The organism is Micromonospora trifolii (assembly GCF_022229005.1).
Taxonomy (GTDB): domain Bacteria; phylum Actinomycetota; class Actinomycetes; order Mycobacteriales; family Micromonosporaceae; genus Micromonospora; species Micromonospora trifolii.
Map to the genome: position 1 here is coordinate 79,455 of NZ_JAKKFD010000002.1, position 21,350 is coordinate 100,804.

The 21,350-nt window shown below is 71.1% G+C and carries 19 protein-coding genes; 9 read left to right on the forward strand and 10 right to left on the reverse strand.

The window, feature by feature from the left end; all coding sequences use genetic code 11:
* The first annotated feature begins 82 nt into the window (after window positions 1-82).
* Window positions 83-1,474 carry a right-handed parallel beta-helix repeat-containing protein gene (locus NIE79_RS01485; protein WP_238676787.1) on the forward strand — a complete coding sequence of 464 codons (1,392 nt, stop codon included), beginning with the start codon at window positions 83-85 and terminating at the stop codon, window positions 1,472-1,474.
* Between the two features lie 52 nt (window positions 1,475-1,526).
* A complete protein-coding gene (locus NIE79_RS01490) occupies window positions 1,527-2,624 on the forward strand; it encodes a winged helix DNA-binding domain-containing protein (protein ID WP_238676788.1) in 1,098 nt (365 codons plus the stop codon).
* Window positions 2,625-2,661: 37 nt separating this feature from the next.
* Here the strand turns inward: NIE79_RS01490 and NIE79_RS01495 are convergent, their stop codons facing one another.
* The gene (locus NIE79_RS01495; RefSeq protein WP_238676789.1) at window positions 2,662-3,735 is read right to left on the reverse strand and encodes a hypothetical protein; all 1,074 of its coding nucleotides are present in this window, start codon (window positions 3,733-3,735) and stop codon (window positions 2,662-2,664) included.
* Between the two features lie 316 nt (window positions 3,736-4,051).
* On the opposite strand from NIE79_RS01495, the gene NIE79_RS01500 reads away from it, so the two are divergent.
* Window positions 4,052-4,786, forward strand: a complete 735-nt coding sequence (locus tag NIE79_RS01500; RefSeq protein ID WP_238676790.1) for a cellulose binding domain-containing protein — start codon at window positions 4,052-4,054, stop codon at window positions 4,784-4,786.
* Window positions 4,787-4,841: 55 nt separating this feature from the next.
* On the opposite strand, the gene NIE79_RS01505 is transcribed toward NIE79_RS01500, so the two are convergent.
* Entirely contained in the window at window positions 4,842-5,639 is a 798-nt protein-coding gene (locus NIE79_RS01505; protein ID WP_238676791.1) for an SAM-dependent methyltransferase, read from the reverse strand.
* A 249-nt stretch (window positions 5,640-5,888) separates the two neighbouring features.
* Here NIE79_RS01505 and NIE79_RS01510 point away from each other — a divergent pair, with 249 nt between their 5' ends.
* The gene (locus NIE79_RS01510) at window positions 5,889-6,422 is read left to right on the forward strand and encodes a flavin reductase family protein (RefSeq protein ID WP_238676792.1); all 534 of its coding nucleotides are present in this window, start codon (window positions 5,889-5,891) and stop codon (window positions 6,420-6,422) included.
* Window positions 6,423-6,456: 34 nt separating this feature from the next.
* On the opposite strand, the gene NIE79_RS01515 is transcribed toward NIE79_RS01510, so the two are convergent.
* From NIE79_RS01515 to NIE79_RS01535, 4 genes are all read right to left on the reverse strand, one after another.
* Window positions 6,457-7,575: a sulfite oxidase gene (locus NIE79_RS01515; RefSeq protein ID WP_238676793.1), complete on the reverse strand. Its 1,119-nt coding sequence runs from the start codon at window positions 7,573-7,575 to the stop codon at window positions 6,457-6,459.
* Between the two features lie 112 nt (window positions 7,576-7,687).
* Window positions 7,688-8,344: a response regulator gene (locus NIE79_RS01520; protein ID WP_091399607.1), complete on the reverse strand. Its 657-nt coding sequence runs from the start codon at window positions 8,342-8,344 to the stop codon at window positions 7,688-7,690.
* Window positions 8,341-9,636 (reverse strand): sensor histidine kinase, encoded by a 1,296-nt coding sequence (locus tag NIE79_RS33525; RefSeq protein ID WP_274523444.1) that lies wholly within the window; start codon window positions 9,634-9,636, stop codon window positions 8,341-8,343. The genes NIE79_RS01520 and NIE79_RS33525 overlap by 4 nt, the downstream gene beginning before the upstream one ends.
* 42 nt (window positions 9,637-9,678) lie before the next feature.
* Window positions 9,679-11,640 carry a serine hydrolase domain-containing protein gene (locus NIE79_RS01535; protein WP_238676794.1) on the reverse strand — a complete coding sequence of 654 codons (1,962 nt, stop codon included), beginning with the start codon at window positions 11,638-11,640 and terminating at the stop codon, window positions 9,679-9,681.
* Window positions 11,641-11,989: 349 nt separating this feature from the next.
* Here NIE79_RS01535 and NIE79_RS01540 point away from each other — a divergent pair, with 349 nt between their 5' ends.
* Window positions 11,990-14,071 (forward strand): PQQ-dependent sugar dehydrogenase, encoded by a 2,082-nt coding sequence (locus tag NIE79_RS01540; RefSeq protein ID WP_238676795.1) that lies wholly within the window; start codon window positions 11,990-11,992, stop codon window positions 14,069-14,071.
* An 82-nt stretch (window positions 14,072-14,153) separates the two neighbouring features.
* Here the strand turns inward: NIE79_RS01540 and helR are convergent, their stop codons facing one another.
* The 4 genes from helR to NIE79_RS01560 form a co-directional block, all read right to left on the reverse strand.
* Window positions 14,154-16,289: an RNA polymerase recycling motor ATPase HelR gene (gene helR / locus NIE79_RS01545; protein ID WP_238676796.1), complete on the reverse strand. Its 2,136-nt coding sequence runs from the start codon at window positions 16,287-16,289 to the stop codon at window positions 14,154-14,156.
* Between the two features lie 154 nt (window positions 16,290-16,443).
* Window positions 16,444-16,824 carry a YccF domain-containing protein gene (locus tag NIE79_RS01550; RefSeq protein ID WP_238676797.1) on the reverse strand — a complete coding sequence of 127 codons (381 nt, stop codon included), beginning with the start codon at window positions 16,822-16,824 and terminating at the stop codon, window positions 16,444-16,446.
* Between the two features lie 49 nt (window positions 16,825-16,873).
* Window positions 16,874-17,488, reverse strand: coding sequence for an STAS domain-containing protein (locus NIE79_RS01555; RefSeq protein WP_238676798.1), 615 nt, complete (start codon window positions 17,486-17,488; stop codon window positions 16,874-16,876).
* Entirely contained in the window at window positions 17,485-17,814 is a 330-nt protein-coding gene (locus NIE79_RS01560) for an STAS domain-containing protein (RefSeq protein WP_238676799.1), read from the reverse strand. Before NIE79_RS01560 ends, NIE79_RS01555 begins: the two co-directional genes overlap by 4 nt.
* A 151-nt stretch (window positions 17,815-17,965) precedes the next feature.
* Between NIE79_RS01560 and NIE79_RS01565 the strand changes: the two genes are divergently transcribed.
* The 4 genes from NIE79_RS01565 to NIE79_RS01580 all read left to right on the forward strand — a co-directional run bounded on the left by NIE79_RS01565 (window position 17,966) and on the right by NIE79_RS01580 (window position 21,311).
* Window positions 17,966-18,655 (forward strand): response regulator transcription factor, encoded by a 690-nt coding sequence (locus NIE79_RS01565; protein WP_238676800.1) that lies wholly within the window; start codon window positions 17,966-17,968, stop codon window positions 18,653-18,655.
* Window positions 18,652-20,007 carry a sensor histidine kinase gene (locus NIE79_RS01570; RefSeq protein WP_238676801.1) on the forward strand — a complete coding sequence of 452 codons (1,356 nt, stop codon included), beginning with the start codon at window positions 18,652-18,654 and terminating at the stop codon, window positions 20,005-20,007. The genes NIE79_RS01565 and NIE79_RS01570 overlap by 4 nt, the downstream gene beginning before the upstream one ends.
* Complete coding sequence (locus NIE79_RS01575) at window positions 20,004-20,567, forward strand: GerMN domain-containing protein (RefSeq protein ID WP_238676802.1); 564 nt, start codon at window positions 20,004-20,006, stop codon at window positions 20,565-20,567. Before NIE79_RS01570 ends, NIE79_RS01575 begins: the two co-directional genes overlap by 4 nt.
* Window positions 20,568-20,714: 147 nt before the next feature.
* The gene (locus tag NIE79_RS01580) at window positions 20,715-21,311 is read left to right on the forward strand and encodes a hypothetical protein (RefSeq protein WP_238676803.1); all 597 of its coding nucleotides are present in this window, start codon (window positions 20,715-20,717) and stop codon (window positions 21,309-21,311) included.
* Window positions 21,312-21,350: the final 39 nt, after the last annotated feature.

A 21,350-nucleotide genomic window follows, 5' to 3' on the forward strand; every position in this document is an offset into this window, starting at 1 on the left:
CCCCACCGGCCGAGGCGGAGCGGATAGGGTGCGCGGCGATGGTGATTGGGCGCATTTCACGGGGGGCGATCACATGACATCGATGGGACGACGCGCGGCTCTACGCGCTGGCCTGGCGGCCACGGCCCTGGCGGGTGGAGCCGGTCTGGCGGCCAAGCCGGCTGCTGCCGCGCTGCCTGCCACTGACGACGGCTGGGCCTCGGTGCTGACGTACGGGGCGGTCGGCGACGGAGTCACCGACGACACCGCGGCGATCCAGGCGGCATTCAACGCCGCGCGGGCGGCCACTCCGAACCTCGGTGTGCTGTTCCCGGCTGGCCGGACGTACCGCGTCAGCAACCGGGTGACGCTCTCAGGGCTGACCGACACCGCGCTGCGGGGCCATGGGGCGACGTTGGCGCTGGTCGACGCCGCCCCGGTAACGGTGAAGGATCAGGTCCGCGGTGTGCTCCAGATCCAGGACTGCCACCGGCTGAAGGTGCTCGGGCTCAACCTCGTCGACGACACCGCCGCGTACTGGTACAGCGGCCTGATCATCACGGCGTCGACCGGGATCGTCGTCGACGGGGTGGTATCCCGCGGATTCCGCCACACCGGCATCAGCGTGTGGGACAACACCCCCGGCGCGTCCAACGACATCGTCATCACGAACTGCACCACCGAGGACGTCCGGTTTGGCATCGCCAGCAACGGCCACGACGTGCGGATCACCAACAACCACGTGGCGATGGACTGGCTGTCGTCGCAGGAAGCCGAGGACTGGGGCGGCGTCTGGCGCGCTGAGTCCAAGTACTACGACGGCATCAACGTCTGGTTCGGCGCCGACCGCACCGTCATCTCGGGTAACACGATCACCGAGTGTGGCCAGGCCGGCGTCTACACACAGCAGGTGACGAACCTGGTGGTCGCCGACAACACCGTGTCGGGCTGCCAACTGCGGGGCATCGAGGTCGACGGCAGCGCGCGTGGTTCCCTGCCCCGGTCAGGGCAGGCCGTGGGCGTCTCCATCACCGGCAACGTGGCGACCAACTGTGTCGGCCACATCAACGTTCTGGCCGCCCGGGACGTCACAGTGGTCGGTAACCGGGTGGAGAACCCGAACGCGAGCCGGGCCGTGAGCTGCGTCGCCGTGCACCAGGGATCCACAAAGGCCGTCGTGGTGGGCAACCACCTGCGTCAGGCGCACCCGTCGCATCCCGCCGTCTTCGTGGACACCGCCTCGATCGACGTCACGCTGGCCTGGAACGCGGTGGAGGCGGCCGTCCCCTACCAGGCACCGGCGGACACGGTGATCATCCGGCGAAGTGGCGCGGGGCAGATCCGTACCGAGGGCAAACTCATCGCCGTCGGCGGGATCGGAGTCGGCAACAGCGTCGCCGCCACCACGCCGGGTGCGGTAGTTCGCAAGATCGAGGTGTTCTCCTCCAGCGGTCAGAGTCTGGGCTGGGTGCCGGTCTACAACTCGATCGCCTGATGCCGTAGGCCGACGTGATCGGTCGGACAATGGGGTCGACCGAAGGGACCCGATGACCGTTCTCAACACCCGGGCGCTCAACCGCGCGACGCTCGCCCGGCAGTTGCTGCTCGACCGCGCCGACCTGCCGACGCTCGACGCCGTCGCCCACCTCGGTGGCCTGCAGGCCCAGGAGCCGCAGGAGCCGTTCATCGGGCTGTGGTCGCGGCTGCGCGCGTTCGACCCGACGGTGTTCTCGACCCTGCTGACCCAGCGACACGTGGTGCGTACCCATCTCATGCGCCGCACCGTCCACCTGCTCGTCGCCGACGACGTCGTGGCCTGGCGCCCCCGTCACGACGCCATGCTGCGCCAGCGCGTGCTCGGCGTCTACCGCGGCGAGCTCGACGGGGTGGACCTCGACGATCTCGCCGCAGCCGCGCGGGCTGTGGTGTCCGACGGTGAGCCCCGCTCGATGCCCCAGATCGGGCGGGCACTCGGCGAGCGCTGGCCGACCGCGGGGGCGCAGGCGCTGGGCGAGATGGCTATCGCACTGCTCCCGATGACACAGCTACCGCCGCGCGGGGTGTGGCGGGCGAAGGGGGGCGTGCGCTACGTCCTGCTCTCCGCGTGGCTCGACCGGGAGATCGGGCCGCCCACCGCGGCGGGTGATGATCCGGTCGGCCAGCAGCTCGTACGCCGCTATCTGGCCGCGTTCGGCCCGGCGGCCACGGCCGACCTGCGGGCCTGGTGCGGCCTCGCCGGGCTGCCGGCCGCGGTGACCGCCCTGCGCGACGAGTTGGTGACCTTCCGAGACGAGCGTGGCCGCAAGTTGGTCGACCTCCCGGACGCGCCGCGCCCCGATCCGGAGACACCCGCCCCGGTGCGGTTCCTGCCGGCGTTCGACAACGCGATCCTCGGCTATGACGACCGCAGCCGGATCATCGACGACGCCCATCGTGGCCTCTCGGTGGCCGGCGAGCGCGTGGTGCTCGTCGACGGCCGGGTCGCGGCGACCTGGAGCGTCGAGTCGGGCACTGTGACAGTCAACCCGCTGCGCGGCTTCTCCCGAGCGGACCGGGCCGCAGTGACCGAGCAGGGGCAGGCACTGGCGTCGTTCCTCTCCGACAACGAGAGCGACCGGGTACGGGTCGGTTCGTCTCCCCGGTGACGGACCAGGACGGCCCGCCCCCGGGGAGACGCGGAGATCAGTCGACGGTCGGCGGAGCCGTCCTCGCTGCCTCGGCGAGCGCCGCGGCCGCGCCGGCGTACGGGTTGTAGCTGTAGGTGCGGGCCAGGCCGGCCGGCACTGTGAAGTACGCGGCCGACAGTTTCGCCGGGTCGCTGGCGATCTCGCCCCGCACGGGGGTGTCGTTGCCGTCGTCCCAGCCCCAGGGCGCGTTGGCCGAGTTGGTCGAACAGCTCCAGGTGCCGACGCCGCAGTCACCGGACGTGTCACCGGCGAACGTGCCCAGGCTGGCGAAGAGGCTCGCGTTGGACCGCTGCGCCCACAGGCCGCCGGAGGCGAAGATGTCGATCAGCTGATACCGCACGTCGCGGTCGTTGCTGCTGCTCGGCGTCTCGGCGACGGTCGACGGGTAGTAGACGAGGCCGTCGCCGTTGATGTCGTACTGCGGGTGTGCCTTGAGGCCGTGGCCCTGCGCCTCCTGTGCCGTGACCGGGTGCTGGAACGTGTCGTGCGGTGACGCCTGGAACCGCAGGGTGCCGTCGATGCTCTCCCCGCCGCTGGTCCAGGTGCTCCCGGTCGGCGTGTAGGAGAAGAAGTCACTGTGCGCGACAGTGACGGCCGAGCGGAGGACGCCGTACGTGGAGCCGTCGCGCTCGATGGCGAACAGCGCACCCTCACCGTCGTTCTCGTGTTCGGTCTCGAAGAACGGGTGGTCGGTCCAGTCGCGGGGGTGGAAGAAGAAGTACGTGATGTACCAGTGGGTGCTCGTCTCCACGACGGAGTAGTAGACGTGCGCGGCGAGTGTGGTGCCTGCCTGGCCGGCCCCGTCCCAGTTGTCGCGTCCGTCCAGGTCGCCGTCGAAGTCGACACGGGTGAGGTAGTCCGACTGACCGCTCAGGGCGTGGCTGCCGGTGGCGTCGACGTCCTGGTAGTGGATGGGTGCCCAGCGCAGGGCCAGCTCGGCCCGGCTGACGGCGGCGTCCGCGGGGGTTGGCGCGGCCAGCGCGGCGGCCGCCAGCACTGCCGCCGTGCCGGCCGCGATCAGTGCCCGCACTCCCCGGGGTCGCCGGGGCGTGCTGCTTGTCTCGAGCATGGTGTGCTCCCGTGTCCGATTGGATAGACCACGATGGATCATTCGGGATTCGGGCGCCCAGTGGGTGTCAGTGCGGCGACGAGAAGGCGGACGGTGTTCGACGGGATCGGGATCGTCTTGTATCGATGCTCACCGACTGCCATGCTGGGCTTCGGTCGTGCTCGGGGAGCCAGCGCGCACCAGATCTCCTCCGGTCCACGAGGCGCGCGAGGTGACCATGTCACCCGCGCCGGGCAGCCTCGTCGACGACCGGCAACCCGAGCGCGGCACCGGCCACCACCTCGGTCGTCGGTGTCCGTCGACCACGGAGGTACCGATGCTTCGCATGTTCCTCGCTGTCACGACCCTGGCGCTGGCCGCCTGGACCGGGACGACCACCGCCACCGAGGCGGCGCCCACCCCCACCCTGTCGGCCACGCCGTCGCCGTCGCCGACCCTCACCTGCCCGCCGGCTCTGCCGATCACCGGGAGCGTCGCCGGGGTCACCACTACGAGCGTGACCATCTCGTACTCGATCTTCTTCCGGCCGCCCTGCGGTTACGACCCGCCGATGACCGTCAGCCTCTTTGCCAGCCGCGAGGACGCCCAACAGTGGCGGACGCCGGTGGCCGAGGCCGTCTCGGGGCCGGAGCGCACCGGCACGGTGACCATCGGGGGTCTGACACCCGACACGGAGTACTGGTACCGGTTCAGCGACCCTGACGGTAAGCGCGACCCATACATGATCTGGTCGGCGCGGACCGCCTCGCTGACCTCGTGCCGCGCGACGGCCACTATCGATGCCCGCTGGGGCAGCGGCTTCGTCGCGACGGTCGCGGTCCGCAACACCGGAACGCTGCCGCTGGACCGGTGGCGCGTCTCCTGGCGGTGGTCCGGTGACGAGCGGGTCCAGGCGGCCTGGGGTGGGGTGGCCGAGACGGCCGGCGCGGACGTCACAGTCGCCAACGCCTCCTACAACGGGACGCTGGCGCTGGACGGGACGACGACGTTCGGTCTGCTCGTGACGACCAGCGCGGTGCCCGACGGCCTGACCCTGGCGTGCGCGCGGTGAACGGCGTCCGCCCCGCTGCGGCGCGATGGCGGGAGCGGGGCGGACGTCGTGTCGATCAGGGCTTGCGGGCCACCGCGCCGTAGGCGTCGATTCCGACGGCGTCGGGCTCCTCCGGTCGCCACAGCGGGATCGGCACCAGGCCCGGCTCCACCATCACCAGCCCGTCGAAGCAGCTCTCAAGCTCCTGCGGGCTGCGCAGGATGTACGGAACTCCGCCGCTCTGCGCCAGCCGGTCGGCACCCGAGACCACCGCCGGGCTGGTGTTGGTGCCGTCCCAGAGCACCAGGTGGGAGCCGGACGGCACGGCGTCCATCGTGCGCCCGACGATCGAGCGCACCACGTCCAGGTCGGGCTCGTAGCCCATCACGCCCATGTACATCACGGCGATCGGCTGGTCGAAGTCGAGCGTCTGCGCCGCCTCGGCGAGGATCTTTTCTGGGTCGTGGTAGTCGGCCGGGACGTAGGTGGTGACACCCTCCGACGTCGTGCTGGCCAGTAGTGCCCGGGCGTGCACCAGCACCATCGGGTCGTTGTCCACGTAGACGATCCGCGAGTCGGGCGCGACGCCCTGGGCGACAGCGTGCGTGTTCTGCATGGTGGGCAGGCCGGTGCCGATGTCCAGGAACTGCCGGATGCCCGCCTCGGCCGCGAGGTGACGCACGGCCCGCACCAGGAACACGCGCGACTGCTGCGCCATCAGGACGATCTCCGGGTAGACCTCGGCGACGGCGTCGCCGGCCGCCCGGTCGGACTGGAAGTTGTCCTTGCCGCCCATCCAGTAGTTCCAGATCCGTGCCGCGTGCGGCACGTCGGGCTGAAGCTTCGCGGCGAGTTCGGGGTCCGGGCCGGCCATGCGTGGCTCCTATCGAGGGGTCGTCAGCTGGAGGTCACCACAGCGGTACGCCCGGGATCGTACTCCGGCAATGTCCACTCTCGACGCACGGTCGGAGGTCGGGCGACGCTTCACCCGACCCGGGGCTTGAAATCCTACTTTGTTGGTAGGAAAATCGAACGCATGCCGCCCGTTCGGTTGTTCACCTCCCGCCGGCAGTTCCCGCCGATCGTTCGTAAGCCAAGCGGACCAGACCTTCGGGAGATCACCGTGCCCCAGTCCACCGATGCCCCGATCGACGCCGACAGCGACGCGCTGCGGACGCTGCTGCGCCACCAGGCGAGCACCGTCACTGTGGTCACCGCTCCCGGCTCGCCGGCGGTCGGCTTCACCGCCACCTCGTTCACCTCGGTGTCGCTGACGCCGCCGATCGTCTCGTTCTGTCTGAACCTCGAATCGTCGAGTTGGCCCGCTGTCGCCCGTGCCCGCCACGTGGCCGTGCACCTGCTCGCCCACCACCAGCAGGAGTTGGCCCGGACCTTCGCGACCAGCGGCATCGACCGGTTCGCGACACCCACCCGCTGGCGGGCCGGGCCGGAGGGGGTGCCGATCCTCGACGACACCCTGGCCTGGCTGCTCTGCCGGGTCGTCGACCGGGTGACCGTCGGCGACCACGCCGTGGTGCTGGCCGAACCGGAGATGCTCCGGCACGCCGAGGTCGGTTCGCCCCTGCTGTACCACCGGGGGCGTTACGCCGGGCTGGCCGGTGACCAGCCCGGTTCGACCCGCCGTCCCGCCGCCTGAGCGGCGCCGTCTCACGCCCGGGCGGCAGTGGTGGTCAGTAGACAGTCACCGGGTGCCGGACGACACCGTCGAACAGGTAGCCGAGAGCGTTGGGGCGGGCCCGGCCCGGCTGGCTCGTCCCGGTGACGTCGGTGGCCCGAGCCCGCACCGTGAACCGGCCGGGCCGTGGCGGACGCCAGAGCGTCGTCCAGCGCTGCCAGACACCGCCCTCGTCGTCGGGGTGGAGGTCGGCGGGTTGCCAGGTCACCCCGTCGTCGGTGCTGATGTCGACAGCGCGGATCGGGCCGTTGCCGGACCAGGACCGGCCGGCGATCATCAGCTGCTCGCCGCTCGGGACGCGGACGTCCCACGGCAGCTCGAAGGCGCTCTTGACCACCGGAGTGGTCACGAGTCGGCCGTCGACCGGATGGCCGGGCCCGAACATCCGGTAGAACCGGGTGTTCCACGCTGAGGAGAGGGGTGTCGCGGAGACCTCGATCGGGCCTACCCATTTGATGGAGGCGACGCCGATCCAGCCCGGCACCACCACCCGCACCGGGAAACCGTGGTCGACCGGCAGCGTCTCCCCGTTCATCTCGTACGCCAGCAGCACGTCGTCGAGGGCCTTGGCGATCGGTATCGGGCGGCGCACCCGGCCGAGGTTCACCCCGCCGGTCACGAAGTCCGGGTCCAGGCCCTCGGGCTGCACGTCCACCGCGTCGTCGGTCAGGCCGGCGTGACGCAGGACTGTCGACAGCCGTACGCCGCGCCAACGCGCCACCCCCACCGCGCCGAGACCCCACGGCGCCCCCGGTGTCGGATGGGTCTGCTGGGAGGCGAAGAAGCGCCGGCCGTTGCCCGCGCACTCCAGCAGAACCGCGGTCTCCTCGGCGGGCATGGCCCGCAGGTCGCCGTAGTCGAACTCGACCGCGTCGTTCCGGCTCGGCGCGCCCCGCAGGCCGGTGCCGAACAGGCGTAGACGCCACGTGTCCACGTCCAGCAGCGGACTGCGGGTGTGGTTGCGCACGAAGAACCGGTCGGTGGGGACCGTGAAGCCCTGCGAGGCCATGGCCTCCCACCGCATCTCGGCGTTGCCGTCGCGGAGGGTGAGCAGTCGAGGCGACAGCGGCTTGGCGATCGTCGTGGCGGCGCGTGACGGGAGGGAAAGTGTCACCCGGATCCTCCCTGCGGACGGCTTGTTGGCAAGTCCTATTGAATCAATAGGACTTGCGGTATGGCCAGCCAGGCCCTGACGTGCGCGTGGCGAGATCTGTGCGGGGTCGCTGTCACCGGTGGACCACCCCGTTCTGGTACGCCCAGACGACGGTCTGTAGCCGATCCCGTGCGCCGATCTTCGCCATGGCGCGGCCGAGATGCGACTTGACAGTGCTGGTCTCGATGAAGAGCTGCTCGGCGATCTCGACGTTCGACAGGCCCTGCGCGAGCAGCTCCACGATCTCGGTCTCCCGCGCGGTCAGTTGGTGCGCCGCCGCCGCGTCCGAGCGGGGAGCGGGCGTACGCCTGGCGAACTCCGAGATCACCCGACGGGTGACGGCCTGGTCGACGAGGCCGTAACCGCTCGCGAGGCGACGGATCGCCTCGATCAGCTCCTCGGGCTCACAGTCCTTGAGGATGAACCCGCTGGCGCCGGACTCCAACGCGCCGAAGACGTACTCGTCGAGGTCGAAGGTCGTCACGACCAGCACCGCCGGTGGCGTCCCGGTCGCCTCGGCGACGATCTGCCGGGTCGCTGTGAGCCCGTCGCCGTGCGGCATCCGGACGTCCATGCAGATGACGTCCGGTTGCAGCCGACGGGCCAGCTCGACGGCGGCGGACCCGTTCGACGCCTCCGCCACGACCTCGATCTCGCCGGCCTGCTCCAGGATGACGCGGAACCCGGCGCGGACCACTGCCTGATCGTCGACGAGCATCACTCTGATCATGCTGGGACCTCTTCCTTTGGCCGCGATGCGGCGGGGCCGTTCGTCGGGAGGGTCGCGGCGACCGACCAGCCACCGCCCTCCGTCGGGCCGGCGGTGAACGTCGCCCCGATCAGCTGGGCGCGCTCGCGCATGCCCACCAGGCCGACGCCGCCGGTCCGTGCCGCCGGTACGCGTCGCGGCGCGACGGGTTCGTTCACCACCTCCAGCGACACCGAGCGGGGCTCGAAGCGGAGCACCACCCGCGCCGCAGCGCCCGGGGCGTGCTGGCGGGCGTTGCTCAGCGACTCCTGCGCGATCCGGTAGAGCGCGACGTCGGCGATCGGCGGCACCTCGCGTTGCTCGCCCTCCCGGACGAAATCCACCGGGCCGGCGAGGTTGCCCGCGGTGCGGACGAGGTCGTCGAGCATGCCCAGCCCTGGCACCGGGGCGGCGCCGTCGCCGCCCTCGTGCCCCGGCCTGCCGCGCAGCACACCGACGACCAGCCGCAGGTTGTCCAGGGTCTCCTTGCCCTGGCTGCGGATCCAGGCCACACCGGCCTTCGCGGCCGCCGGGTCCCTGTCGATCAGCCGCTCGACCGCCGCCGCCTGCACGACCATGCCGGAGAGGTGGTGCGCCGCCACGTCGTGCAGCTCCCGGGCCATCCGGGAGCGCTCCGCGCCGATCGCCGCCTGGACCTTCGTGCGTTGCTCCCGGATCGCCTCGTCCGCCCGCACCCGGACCAACTCGACGTAGCGCCGGTAGGTGGCCACGTAACCGCCCACGAAGGTCGCGCCGGCGTAGGTCAGGGCGCTCGCCGAGACGTACGCGATGGCCGTCAGCAGATCCGGGGTCACCACGACGGCGGCCCCGATCGACTCCACCACCACGACCGCGCTGACGGCCAGCAGCGCACGACGAACCGGCAGCAACGACCCGACGGTGTACGCCACGACGAACGGTGCGAGGCCCCGGATGGTCGCCTCGGGCAGGGAGAAGCCGATGATCGGCAGTTGGAGGCCGACGACGAGGGCGAGGCAGAGCAGTGGCCGGACCCGACGCAGGCACAGCAGCATCGCCTGCGCGCAGCAGATGGCGACGAGCAGCCAGGCCCGCGCCGGATCGAACGACACCCCGTCCTCCGGTGCCACGAACCAGAACAGTGCGGTGAGCAGTACGAACGTCAGGACGGTCAGCACCGCGGCCAGCAGGCAGTCCCGTGGGAACACCCCGGTCACCCCGAGTCGGGTGAGCCGTCCGTCGAGCCACTTCGTCAGTCGCGGTGTGCCGGGTTCGGTGTCGTCGTGGTCGCTCATGCGGTGCGCGTCCTTGCTCCGGGTCGTCCCGGGTCGGGCGGGTCAGTAGGAGATGCTAGGCGCGAGCAGGTGGAACTCCACGGCGAACCAGCCCGCGCCGACGAGAGCGAACAGGATCAGGCCGCTGCCGGTGATCCGCCGCCAGCCGACGTGGCGTCGCACGTCGTCGACGAGCCGGACGGCGGCGGGCAGCACACCGAGCAGACCGACCAGTTGCAGCACCTGAATGGTGCGCAGGCCGGCACCGGGCACGTCCTGGAGGCTCATGATGCTGCCGATGCTCAGCAGCCACCCGGCGAACGCGAGCAGTGTGCCGGCGACGGCGAGGCGGCTCAGGATCCGCGCGGTGCGCCCCGCCCGCTCCCGGGGAGCGCGGCCGAGCCGACGGCGGACGATCGCGCCGACGGGCCAGGAGAGAACGGTGAGCAGCAGCACGACTGTCGACAGGGCCAGCACCGGAACGGCCACGGTGGAGGCACGGGCGGGTTCGACGGGCAGCAACGCGAACGCGGAGTCGAAACTGATCGCCTCGACCCGGTCGTCGGTCGCCCGCATGGCGATCGTGCGTTGCCCGCCGACCTCGCGCCAGACCCAGGGCTTCACCTCCTGGTAGAGGGCGGGGGAGTCGGACAGTGGGCCAGGTTCCACCAGCAACCGGTCGCCGTCGGCGACGCTGACAGTGGTCCGACCGACCAGGCCGATCGCCGTCAGGAAGTTGCTCTGTATCGCTCGCGAGGACTCGTACGTGCCGGCGGCCAGGGCGGCGTGCTTGGCGGTGGTCGCCGGGTCCACGTCGGTCATCGGCTGGTCGTCGCGGGCGGGGAAGTAGCGGTCGGCGAAGCCGTTCACCACCGACTCGCGAAGCTCGTGGCTGTCGAGGGCGCCGGAGCCGTTGCTGTTGAGGGACAGGAAGATGCCGGCCCGGTCGTCGGGGTAGATCTGAAGGTGGGAGTGGAAGTACTTGGTGTCGCCGCCGTGGCCGAGGATCCGGTGGCCGTTGCGGTCCTCGGCGAAGAATCCGAGGGTCATCCGGGGCCCGTCGGCCAGCGTGCCCAACGACGTCGCGTCGAGTGCCGGCCGCTGCATCAGCTCGCGGGTCGGTTGGTCCAGCAGGGGCGCGAAGCCCGCCGGCTCGCCGAGCTGGGCGAGCATGAACCGCGCCATGTCCGTCGCCGGGGCGCTCAGCGCGCCGGGCGGGGGTGTGCCGACGATCTCGAACGGCGCGGCGGGCGCGGTGGAGGTGTCGTACCCGTTGGACATCCGGTCGCGCAGCGCCGCCGGGAGGGGCTGCTCGAAGGTCGACGACGGCATGCCCGCGCGGTCCAGGATGTTGCGTTGGACGTACTCCTCGAAGCGCGTCCCGCTGACGCGTTCGACGATGTAGCCAGCGAGCGCGTTGCTGTAGTTGGAGTACGCGGGGACGGTGCCAGGCTCGTAGATCTGCTCCGGTGGGTCGGTCATCAGGGCCTTGCGCAGGTTGAGGTCGCTGCCGTCGGTGCCGATGAGGCCGGCAATCCGCTCCTCGAAGCCGGCGGTGTGCGTCAGCAGGTGCCGCAGGGTGACGGCCCGCTCGAAGCGCAGCGGCAGCTCGAAGTCGAGGTACGTCTTGACGTCGGCGTCGAGATCGAGCTTGCCGCTCTGCACGAGTTGCAGCACCGCGGTGGCGGTGACGAGCTTCGACACCGATCCCATCCGGAACAGATGCCGGTCCGGGTCGACAGGTACTGCCCCGTTGCCACCGGCGCCGGTGTCGGCGTACCCGTACCCCCGGGTGGTGATGATCTTGCCGTCGTCCACGACGGCGACAGTGGCTCCCGCGATGTCGGTGCGGTCGAGCGCGGCCGGGAGCAGGCCGTCGAGCCAGGCGTTGACGTCGGCCCCGGTCAGGGCCGAACCCGACCCGCTCGCGGGTGCCGCCGGAGCGTCGATGGGTGGTGCGGGGTTGCGCTGCGGCGCGCCGCAGCCGGCGGCGCTCACGGCGAGCACGACGGCGGTCGCGAGCACCGCGCCGAGTCGGACGAGAGACTGGTGTCGCCGGGATGGAAGAAGAAAGAGTGGGCGCATCGTCTGCCGGTGCCTTTCCAGGCGAACGGGTGTCCGGAGCAGGTCCGTACGGCGTCACCCGATGCCTGGAACAAGCCTGTTCGAGGAATCGCGCTGATCCATCTGGCGCAGGACGGCACTGCGCCTACGACCTGAGGAGGAGAAGCGTCTGCACCGTTCGCCCCCCGATCGGGGGACATCGTTTGACATGTGTGCCGAACGCATCTTTGATGGTCGATGTGTCGGTTCGGCGTGGTCGGGCGCTTGGTCGTCCGGGCGGGCCGGTCGATGCCCTGAGCCTGGAGGACGGATGCGAGTCATCGCGCGGAGAAACCCACTACGCCCACGACGGCGGCTGTTGCCGGTGGCGATGGTGGCGGTGACGCTGCTGAGCCTGGCCGTCGGTGTGCCGGCGGCCGCCGCGGCGCCGTCGACAGTCGTCGGCGTGGCCAGCGGTCGTTGCCTGGACGTGGTCGGCAACGTCAGCACCGCCGGTGCCGGCATCAACATCTACGACTGCAATGGCCAGGCCAACCAGGCGTGGACCTTCACCTCAAGTGGTGAGCTGCGGGTCTACGGCGACACGATGTGCCTGGACGTCGTCGGCCAGGACACCACCGCCCCGGCCGCGCTGCAGATCAACGGCTGCACCGGCGGCGCCAACCAACGCTGGCGGATCACCAGTTCCGGGACCATCGTCGGGGTCCAGTCCGGCCTGTGCCTGGACGTGTCCGGCGCGGGCACCGCCAACAGCACCACAGTCGGCCTCTGGACCTGCAACGGGCAGTCCAACCAGCGGTGGACGACGTCCCTCGGCAGCGCCGACAGCCAGCCGCCGACGGCGCCGGGTAGCCCACGGGTCAGCGGCCTGACCTGCAACTCGGTGACGTTCGCGTGGAACGCCTCGACGGACAACGTCGCGGTGGCCTTCTACGACATCTACCACGATGGCCAGCTGATGACGTCGGTGAGCGGCACGACGCTCTCCACCAACCTGACAGTGGTGGCCGGGGCGACCTGGGGCCTGTACGTCAACGCCCGCGACGCCGCCGGCAACGTGTCGCAGGCGAGCGCCACCGTCTCGATCACTCCGCCGCCCTGTCAGGCCGACAGCCAGCCGCCGACGGCGCCGCAACAGCTCACCGGCACCGCGTCGGGCACCACTGTGACGCTGCGCTGGACCGCGTCGACCGACAACATCGGGGTGCGGGCGTACGACGTCTACCGGGCCGGCGCGAAGGTGGGCACTGTCACCGGCGCGCCGCCGGCGACCACGTTCACCGACAGCGGTCTGACGGCGAACACCTCCTACCAGTACTACATGGTGGCTCGGGACGCGCAGGACAACGCCTCGTCGCGCAGCGGCACCGCGACGGTGACCACCGGCGCCGCGTGCGCCAACCCGGTGTGCGGGGTACGGCAGGTCACCACCGACACGGACATCCCATGGGGTCTGGTGACGTTGCCGGACGGCAGCGTCCTCTACAACCGCCGCGACGCGCACGACATCATCCAGCTCAACCCGACCACCGGGGCCAAGACCAACCTGGGCACGGTGCCGAACGTGCAGAGCACCGACGGTGAGGGCGGCCTGTTGGGGCTCGCCGTCTCGGCCAGCTACTCCAGCGACCGCTGGCTGTACATCATGCACACCTCGCCGAGCGACAACCGCATCGTCCGGATCAGGCTGGAGAACGGGCGACTCAACACCGCCAGCGAGCAGGTTCTGCTCAGCGGTATCCGGCGGAACAAGTACCACGACGGCGGTCGCCTGCGCTTCGGCCCGGACGGAAAGCTGTACGCCAGCACCGGCGACGCCCAGAACGGCAACTACGCCCAGGACCGGTCCAGCCTCGAAGGCAAGATCCTGCGACTCAACCCGGACGGCACGGTCCCCTCGGACAACCCGTTCGGCAACTACGTGTGGAGCTACGGCCACCGCAACCCGCAGGGGCTGGCGTTCGACTCGCAGGGCCGGCTGTGGGAGCAGGAGTTCGGCAACTCGGTCATGGACGAGACCAACCTGATCACCAAGGGCGGAAACTACGGCTGGCCGGCGTGCGAGGGCACCAGTGGCACCTGCGGTACGGCCGGGTTCATCGCGCCGGCCCGCACCTATCCCACCGCCGAGGGGTCCTGCTCCGGCATCACGATCGTGCGCGACGCGCTCTACGTTGCCTGCGCCCGAGGTGCTCGGATGTACCGCGCGGTGATCAGCGGCAGCAGCCTGACGAACGTGCAGACGTACTTCAGTGGCACCTACGGTCGGTTGCGGACGGTGGAGCCGGCTCCCGACGGTGGGCTGTGGCTGACCACCACCAACGTCGGCGACAAGGACAGCACCCCGAACAACAGCAACGAGAGGATCCTGCACGTCACGCTCGGCAACTAGTTCCGACGCTCCCACCAGGGCCGCCTCCGGGCGGCCCTGGTCGGGCGTGGGGTGCTCCCGAACCCGGTCGGGCGGCACGCCCTCAGCCGCTGGTCAGGAGCACGAGCTGCTGGGTGGCCCGGGTCATCGCGACGTAGCGGTCGACAGCCCCCGAGATGCCGGTGCCGAACGTTTCCGGCCCGACGAGGACGACCAGGTCGAACTCCAGCCCCTTGGCCTGCTCCGGGCTCAGTGACCTCACCCGGGCCGTGGGCGCGAACGTCGGGTCGCCGATGACGCAGGCGATTCCGTCGGCGTGCGCGGAGAGCCAGGTGTCGAGGATCGACAGCAGGTCGGCGACCGATCCGTGGACGACGGGGAGTCCGTTGCCCCGGATGGAGGTCGGCACGTTGGCGTCGGGGAGCACGGCCCGGATGACCGGCGCGGCCTGCGCCATGACCTCCGCCGGCGTCCGGTAGTTGATGCTCAACGAGGCCAGTGTGACCCGGTCGAGCCCGACCCGCTTGAGGCGCTCCTGCCACGACTCGGTGAACCCGTGCCGGGCCTGGGCGCGGTCTCCGACGATGGTGAAGCTGCGCGACGGGCAGCGGGCCAGCAGCATCTGCCACTGGGCGTCGGTCAACTCCTGCGCCTCGTCGACGACGATGTGCGCGAACGGGCCGGCAAGCAGGTCCGGGTCGGCGTCCGGCAGCGCGGACTCGTCGACCAGGACCTCGCGCAGGTCGGGTTGGCGCAGCATCGCCAGCAGACCCTCGCCGTCGTCGTAGGTGTCGGCAGCGAGCAGTTCGTCGACGACCCGGGCCATGTGCTCGCGTTCGACAGCGGCGGCCGGGTCACGCCGACGGGTGCGCCCCGAGCTGTCCGCGTCGCCGAGCCGCTGCCGTGCCGCGTCGAGCAGCGGCAGGTCGGACACGGTCCAGGCCCGGGGCTCGTCGCGTTGCAGCGTGCGGACGTCCTCGGGGCTGAGCCACGGCGCGCACCTGCGCAGGTACGCGGGCACCGACCACAGGTCACCCACGAGGTCGGCCGCGTCGAGCAACGGCCAGGCGCTGTTGACCGTCGCCCGCAGCTCCCGGTTACGCAGCAACGAGTCGCGGAGCACGTCGTCCGGCTCCTCGCCGTCGTACCGGTCGATGAGGATGGTGAGCAACTCCTCCCAGATCTCCTCGCGCGCCTCGTTGTGTGGGGTGCCCGGACCCGGTGCCCGGAACGCGTCGGCCCAGTCGTCGGCGCTCAGCCGGACGTCGGAGTCGCCGACCGGAACCGTCATCGGGGCGGTCGGTGGGTCCTCGTAGAACCGGACGGCCGCGTCGATCGCCCGGACCAGCTCGGCCGAGGACTTCAGCCGAGCCACGTCCGGGTCGGTGTCGACGGTCGCCGTGGCCCCCTCTGCGACGAGGTCGCGCAGGGTGCAGGTCTGCACGTCCTCCTCGCCGAGGCTGGGCAGGACGTCGCCGACGTAGGCCAGGTAGGGCTGGTGCGGTCCCACGAAGAGCACCCCACCCCGGCGCTGACCGAGGCGCGGGTCGGAGTAGAGCAGGTACGCGGTGCGGTGCAGGGCGACGACTGTCTTACCGGTGCCCGGACCGCCGTCGACCACGAGGGCGCCGGCCGACCCCGCCCGGATGATGGCGTCCTGGTCCGCCTGGATCGTGCTGAGCACGTCGCGCATCCGGGCCGACCGGGCGCCGCCCAGACTGGCGATGAACGCGGACTGGTCGTCGAGCGCGACGGCGTGCCCCACGAACCCGTCGGCGGTGAACACCTCGTCCCAGTAGTCGCTGATCCGGCCGCGGGTCCAGCGGTAACGGCGGCGGCTCGCCAGGCCCATCGGGTTGGCGTGGGTCGCGCCGAAGAACGGCTCGGCGGCGGGTGAGCGCCAGTCGAGCAGCAGCCGTCGGCCCGTGCTGTCGGTGAGGCCACGACGTCCGATGTACACCGGCTCGGGGTTGTCCGCCTCGACCACGTGGCCGAGGCACAGGTCCAGCCCGTAGCGGCTCAGCGAACGCAGGCGGGCGGTCAGCCGGCGGACCTCCTCGTCCCGGTCGACGGCCTGCCGGCCCTTGCCGCCGGGCGCCCGGCGTTCGGCGTCCAGACGCTCGGACAGCTCGGCGCTCAGCTGCGCGAGGCCCTGCGCCATGGCCGCGAAGTGCCGCTCGTCGTGGGCGATGAGCGCCTGGTCGGCCTTGGGGGCGAGGTGATCGGGAAGGTCGAACACGGAGGTAGGTAAGGAATCCAATTCATGACTTCCATTTCGGCAGAATGTGGCCTCGGCCGACGATTCTGCGTCATAAATGGGGTCTTGCCGCAAGCCCCCCAGTGCGGTATAAGTTAGAAGTGGCGGGAGACCGATGGTCTCCCGTTTTCCGTGTTCAGGGCACCTCGACGACCTCGCGGCCGAGGGGCCAGAACGCTGCCGGAACGAGCTTGAAGTTGGCGATGCCGAACGGGATCCCGATGATCGTGACGCAGAGGGCGATGCCCGCGATGATGTGGGAGAGCGCCAGCCACCATCCGGCCAGCACCACCCAGAGGATGTTCGCCAGGCCGGAGCCGACGCCCGCGCCCGGCTTGGGCACCACCGTGCGGCCGAAGGGCCACAGCGAGTAGACCGCGAGGCGCAGCGACGCGACGCCGAACGGGATGGTGACGACCAGGACGAAGCAGATCAGCGCGGCGATGCCGTACCCGACAGCCAGCACGAGGCCGCCGCCGAAGACGAGCCACAGCACATTCAGTACGAAACGAATCATTACTCCAGCATGAAACATGCTCGCCACCCGGTCGGCCCGTCCGGCTTCCTCAGCGGGGAACGGCCACCGCGTGGCCCTCGGGCAGGGCCCTCTCGCCGCCGTCGGACAACTGGGCGAGGGCGTCGTCGCGGCTGTCGAAGATCGGGAAAGCCTTGTCCAGACGCATGGTGTGCAGGACGGTGCGGATGAATCGCGACGGCGCGGCGAGGCAGAGCGTGACTCCGCGTTCGCGGGCGTCACGGTGGGCGCGCACGAGCAGGCCGAGGCCTGTCGAGTCGATGATGTGCACCCGGCTCAGGTCGACCACGACGTGCCCGCCCACCTCGGCGACGTGCCGCAGCGCCGTGCGCAGGTTGTCACCGGTGTCCAGGTCGATGTCGCCACTGGCGGCGATGACTGTCGTGCCGTCGAGGTGGTCGATGCCCAGGATGCCGCCGGGGCCGTGGTCGTCGCGCGACGCGTGACCACCGGTCGAGGCGGGCAGGAGACTGCAGTGCGGGCAGCGGTGCGGCCCGGTGGCGAAGGGGGAACCGCTCCAGCCGTGCTCGGCCACCAGGGTCCAGACCACCTCGGCGTCGGGGAGCACGCAGGCGGTGCCGCGGATGGTCTCGCCGCAGGTGTCGCAGATCAGGGTCATCAGATACTCGTCCGGTACGACGGTCATGCTGCTGGTCCTTCCTCGCTCACGATCGAGAGCACCTGATCCAGGCGGGAGATGTGCAGGATGCGCCGAACCCGGGGGTTCGGATCGCGGACGGTGAGGGCCGCGTCGGCGCGAGTCAGCCGCCGGTGCACGTCGAGCAGCAGGCCGATGGCGGCGGCGTCGAGGTGCCGGCAGTCGGACAGGTCGAGCACCACCTGTGCGGGGCGCAGCGCCAGCACGCTGTCGAACACCGCGCCGACCTCCGGCAGACAGGCCAGATCGAGTTCGGTGACGCGAACCTCGACCAGCGGCAGCGTGTACCTCGCGGGCAGCACCGGCGTCGCCATCGCCGTACCCCTCTCTCCTCGCCCTCGCTCCCTTCCCACCGTGCTCGGCGGGGTTGGCGCTCACTGCAAGGCTCTGTGACAGTTGTGTGACAAAACTGCCGGCTGGCGGGCACGGTTGGCCGCCCGGCGATCGGCCGAGGATGATTCCGGGATGACGGCCGTACTGGTGATCGAGGACGACGACCGCATCCGGCTCGCGCTGCTGCTCGCACTCGAGGACGAGGGCTACGACGCCCTCGGCGCGGCCACGGCCGAGGAGGGCCTGCGCGCCCAACGCCACCACCCGGCCGACTACGTGCTCGTCGACCTGATGCTGCCCGGCCTCGACGGCTTCGAGTGCATCCGGCAACTACGCCGTGACGACGACGTCCCGATCGTGGTGGTCAGCGCCCGCGACGGCACCGACGACATCGTCGCCGCCCTCGAAGCCGGCGCCGACGACTACGTGGTCAAACCCGTGGCCATCCGGGAGTTGACCGCCCGCCTACGGGCCCTGCGCCGCCGTGCCCGGCCGGTGGCCGCGACCTCGGCGCCGGAGGCCGTGCCGGCGGTCGCCTTCGGGGAGTTGGAGATCAGCCCGGAGGCGGGGGAGGTGCGCCGCGCCGGCCAACAGGTCACTGTCACCCGCACCGAGTTCCGGCTGCTCTGTGAGCTGGCCGAGCACGCCGGCCGGGTGCTGTCCCGTCAGCAGTTGCTGCAACGGGTCTGGGGCTACGACAGCGGCGACGAACGGCTCGTCGACGTACACGTCGGCCGGCTGCGGCAGAAGATCGAGCTCGACCCGGCGAACCCCCGGCACCTGGTCACCCTGCGGGGCCTGGGCTACAAGCTGCAACGATGAGACGCCTCGGACTACGCACCCGGGTCACCGCCGCGTTCGCCGTCGGCGCGCTCCTGCTCTCGGCGTCGATGGCCCTGATCTCCTACGAGCTGACCCGCCGGTCCCTGCTCGACGACAGGGAACGCATCGCCCTGCGGGCCGCCTACTTCGACGCCGCAGTGGTGCATGCCGGCCTCGACACCGACACCCCGGACGTGGTGGAGGTGCTCCGGTCGTTGGACACCGGAGGAAGCCGTCGACCGGTGCTGCACCTCAACGGCGAGTGGTACGCAAGGGCCGCCGATCCGGGCACCACGGCCGCCATCCCCGACGAGTTGCTCCGGGTCGTCTCCGCCGGGGAGCCGGCCGTGCAGCGTGTCCGCGTGGACGGGCAACCGGCCCTGGTGGTCGGGGTGCCGCTGTCCGCGTCCGCGACGTACTTCGAGGTCAACTCGCTGCGTGAGCTGGAGCAGACCTTCCGGGTGCTGGCCCTCGCGCTGACCAGCGTCGCGGTGCTGGTCGCCGGGTCCGGCGCCACCCTCGCCTGGTACGCCACCCGGCACGGGCTACGGCCGCTGACAGCGGTCGCCGACGCGGCCGAGAAGATCGCCGCCGGTGACTTCACCGCCCGGCTCGACCCGGCCACCGACAGTGACCTCACCCGCCTCTCCTCGTCGTTCAACGAGATGGTCGACCGCCTCGCCCGGCGCATCGAGCGGGACCGCCGGTTCGCCGCCGACGTCAGCCACGAACTGCGTTCCCCGTTGCAGACCCTCGCCGCGGCGGCCAGCGTCCTGGCCCGCCGTCGGGAACACCAGGACGACCGCACGGCCACCGCCGCCGGGCTCGTCGCCGACGAGATCGACCGTTTCCAACGGCTTGTCAACGACCTGATCGACCTGGCCCGCAGCGACCAGCCGGCCCACCGTGCCCCGGTGGACGTGGTGGAGTTGGCCCGGGAAACCTGCGAGGCGTACGACCTGCCCGGCGCCCTCGTCCGCCTGGCACCGGACGTGCCCCCGACGTGGCAGGTCGAGCGGCGGCGGATTGCCCAGATCCTGGCGAACCTGCTCGATAACGCCGTCACCTATGGTGGTGGCCCGGTGGCTGTTCGCCTGGACCGGGCCGGGGACAGCGGCGTCATCGAGGTCGACGACGACGGTCCGGGGGTTCCCGTCGAGGACCGCGAGGCGATCTTCGACCGGTTCGTCAGGGGGCGAGCCGCCCACACCCGTGGCGCCGGTGACGGCACGGGTCTGGGGCTGGCGTTGGTCGCCCAGCACGCCGCCGCGCACGCGGGGCAGGTGACTGTCGCCGACCGCCCGGGCGGGGGTGCCTGTTTCCGGGTCACCCTGCCGGGGAGCCTGCCGTGAGGCGCCGTCGTCTCGCCCCGTTGGCGCTCGCCGTGCTGCTGACCGGGTGCGGCATCCCCACCGACGACACCCCGCGCACGGTGTCGCCCCCACGAGGGCCGCTGAGCAGCGCCGCTCCCGCCGACACCACAGCACCGGCGGGCAGTGCCGCCGAGACGCTCTGCCTGGTCCGGGACAACCGCATCGTCCCCGTGGTCCGGCGGGTCGACAGCCCGCCCACCATCGCCGACCAGCTGCGGCATCTGCTCGCCGGGCCCAGCAGCACCGAACGGGACAGCGACCTGACCAGCGCGCTGCCGGGGGCGGTCAACGGTGCCCGCGCGACAGTGACCGGGACGCAGGCCCTCGTCGCGGTGGACGAACCCGCGGACGTTGGCGGTCGCAGCGACGAGGTCCTCGCCTTCGGGCAGATCGTCTGCACCCTCACCGGCCGCGAGGACGTCTCCACAGTGGCCTTCCTGCGCGACGGCAAGGCTCTCGGCGTGCCCCGCGCCGACGGCTCGCTGTCCAGCAGACCGCTCACCCGCGGCGACTACGCCCCCCTCATCAGCGAACGCTGAGCGCGCGCCACCGGGAGCACGGGCCACCCCGATGTCGACGGTGGCGGGTCTCGGGGTTGCTCGGTGGAGAACCTGAGACGAAAGCCAGGGCGACCCGAGGGAAGCTCCCGGAGGCCGGCAGGCGCCGACGGTCACATGCTGGCTGGCATGAAACGCACTGCGCTCTACGTGATCGCCGGACCGGTCGGCATCACGGCCTACGGCCTCGTCCGTCTCTGGGCACGATCTGACGGGGTGTACGGCCCCGGGCTCGACTGGCAGGCAGCGCACCTTGTCGCTCTCGCCGGCATGGTGTGCTTCGTCCCGGGTGTGCTCGCGTTGGCCCGCCTGCTGCCCCGCAGCCCGTGGCGCACCGGGGTGGTGGCCGGCACGTTGGTCGGCCTCGCCGCGACGATGGTGCAGTTCGGCGCTGACATCGTCGAGGGGCTGCTGGCCGAGGACCGGGCGGAGATGTCGAGGCTCGGCGCGGAGTTCAAGGACATCCCCGGCGTGGAGGTCGCGTTCTACGACGTCGTACCCCAGTTCTTCTTCCTGGGCCTGCTCGTCCTCGCCGGGATGCTCGCCGCGCGACGGCGGCTGCCGTGGTGGAGTGTGCCGCTGCTCCTGGCCGGCATCGTCCTGCCGGCGGTCACCCTCGACCTGCTTCCGATCGGCGGCCTGTGCATGGCGCTGGCGTTGGCCCCGGCGCTGCCGCTGGTGCGGCAGCGGGGCGGGCGGGCCGAGTCGCCGGTCGCCATCCACTGAGGACGCGGGGTGGCGCCGGCCCCTTCGGACCAGCGCCAC

Excerpts from the sequence above, each read along its gene's own strand:
- NIE79_RS01485 (WP_238676787.1), top strand. The coding sequence starts at position 83 with ATGGGACGACGCGCGGCTCTACGCGCTGGCCTGGCGGCCACGGCCCTG.
- NIE79_RS01490 (WP_238676788.1), top strand. The coding sequence starts at position 1,527 with ATGACCGTTCTCAACACCCGGGCGCTCAACCGCGCGACGCTCGCCCGG.
- NIE79_RS01495 (WP_238676789.1), bottom strand. The coding sequence starts at position 3,735 with ATGCTCGAGACAAGCAGCACGCCCCGGCGACCCCGGGGAGTGCGGGCA.
- NIE79_RS01500 (WP_238676790.1), top strand. The coding sequence starts at position 4,052 with ATGCTTCGCATGTTCCTCGCTGTCACGACCCTGGCGCTGGCCGCCTGG.
- NIE79_RS01505 (WP_238676791.1), bottom strand. The coding sequence starts at position 5,639 with ATGGCCGGCCCGGACCCCGAACTCGCCGCGAAGCTTCAGCCCGACGTG.
- NIE79_RS01520 (WP_091399607.1), bottom strand. The coding sequence starts at position 8,344 with ATGATCAGAGTGATGCTCGTCGACGATCAGGCAGTGGTCCGCGCCGGG.
- NIE79_RS33525 (WP_274523444.1), bottom strand. The coding sequence starts at position 9,636 with ATGAGCGACCACGACGACACCGAACCCGGCACACCGCGACTGACGAAG.
- NIE79_RS01540 (WP_238676795.1), top strand. The coding sequence starts at position 11,990 with ATGCGAGTCATCGCGCGGAGAAACCCACTACGCCCACGACGGCGGCTG.
- NIE79_RS01550 (WP_238676797.1), bottom strand. The coding sequence starts at position 16,824 with ATGATTCGTTTCGTACTGAATGTGCTGTGGCTCGTCTTCGGCGGCGGC.
- NIE79_RS01555 (WP_238676798.1), bottom strand. The coding sequence starts at position 17,488 with ATGACCGTCGTACCGGACGAGTATCTGATGACCCTGATCTGCGACACC.
- NIE79_RS01560 (WP_238676799.1), bottom strand. The coding sequence starts at position 17,814 with ATGGCGACGCCGGTGCTGCCCGCGAGGTACACGCTGCCGCTGGTCGAG.
- NIE79_RS01565 (WP_238676800.1), top strand. The coding sequence starts at position 17,966 with ATGACGGCCGTACTGGTGATCGAGGACGACGACCGCATCCGGCTCGCG.
- NIE79_RS01570 (WP_238676801.1), top strand. The coding sequence starts at position 18,652 with ATGAGACGCCTCGGACTACGCACCCGGGTCACCGCCGCGTTCGCCGTC.
- NIE79_RS01580 (WP_238676803.1), top strand. The coding sequence starts at position 20,715 with ATGAAACGCACTGCGCTCTACGTGATCGCCGGACCGGTCGGCATCACG.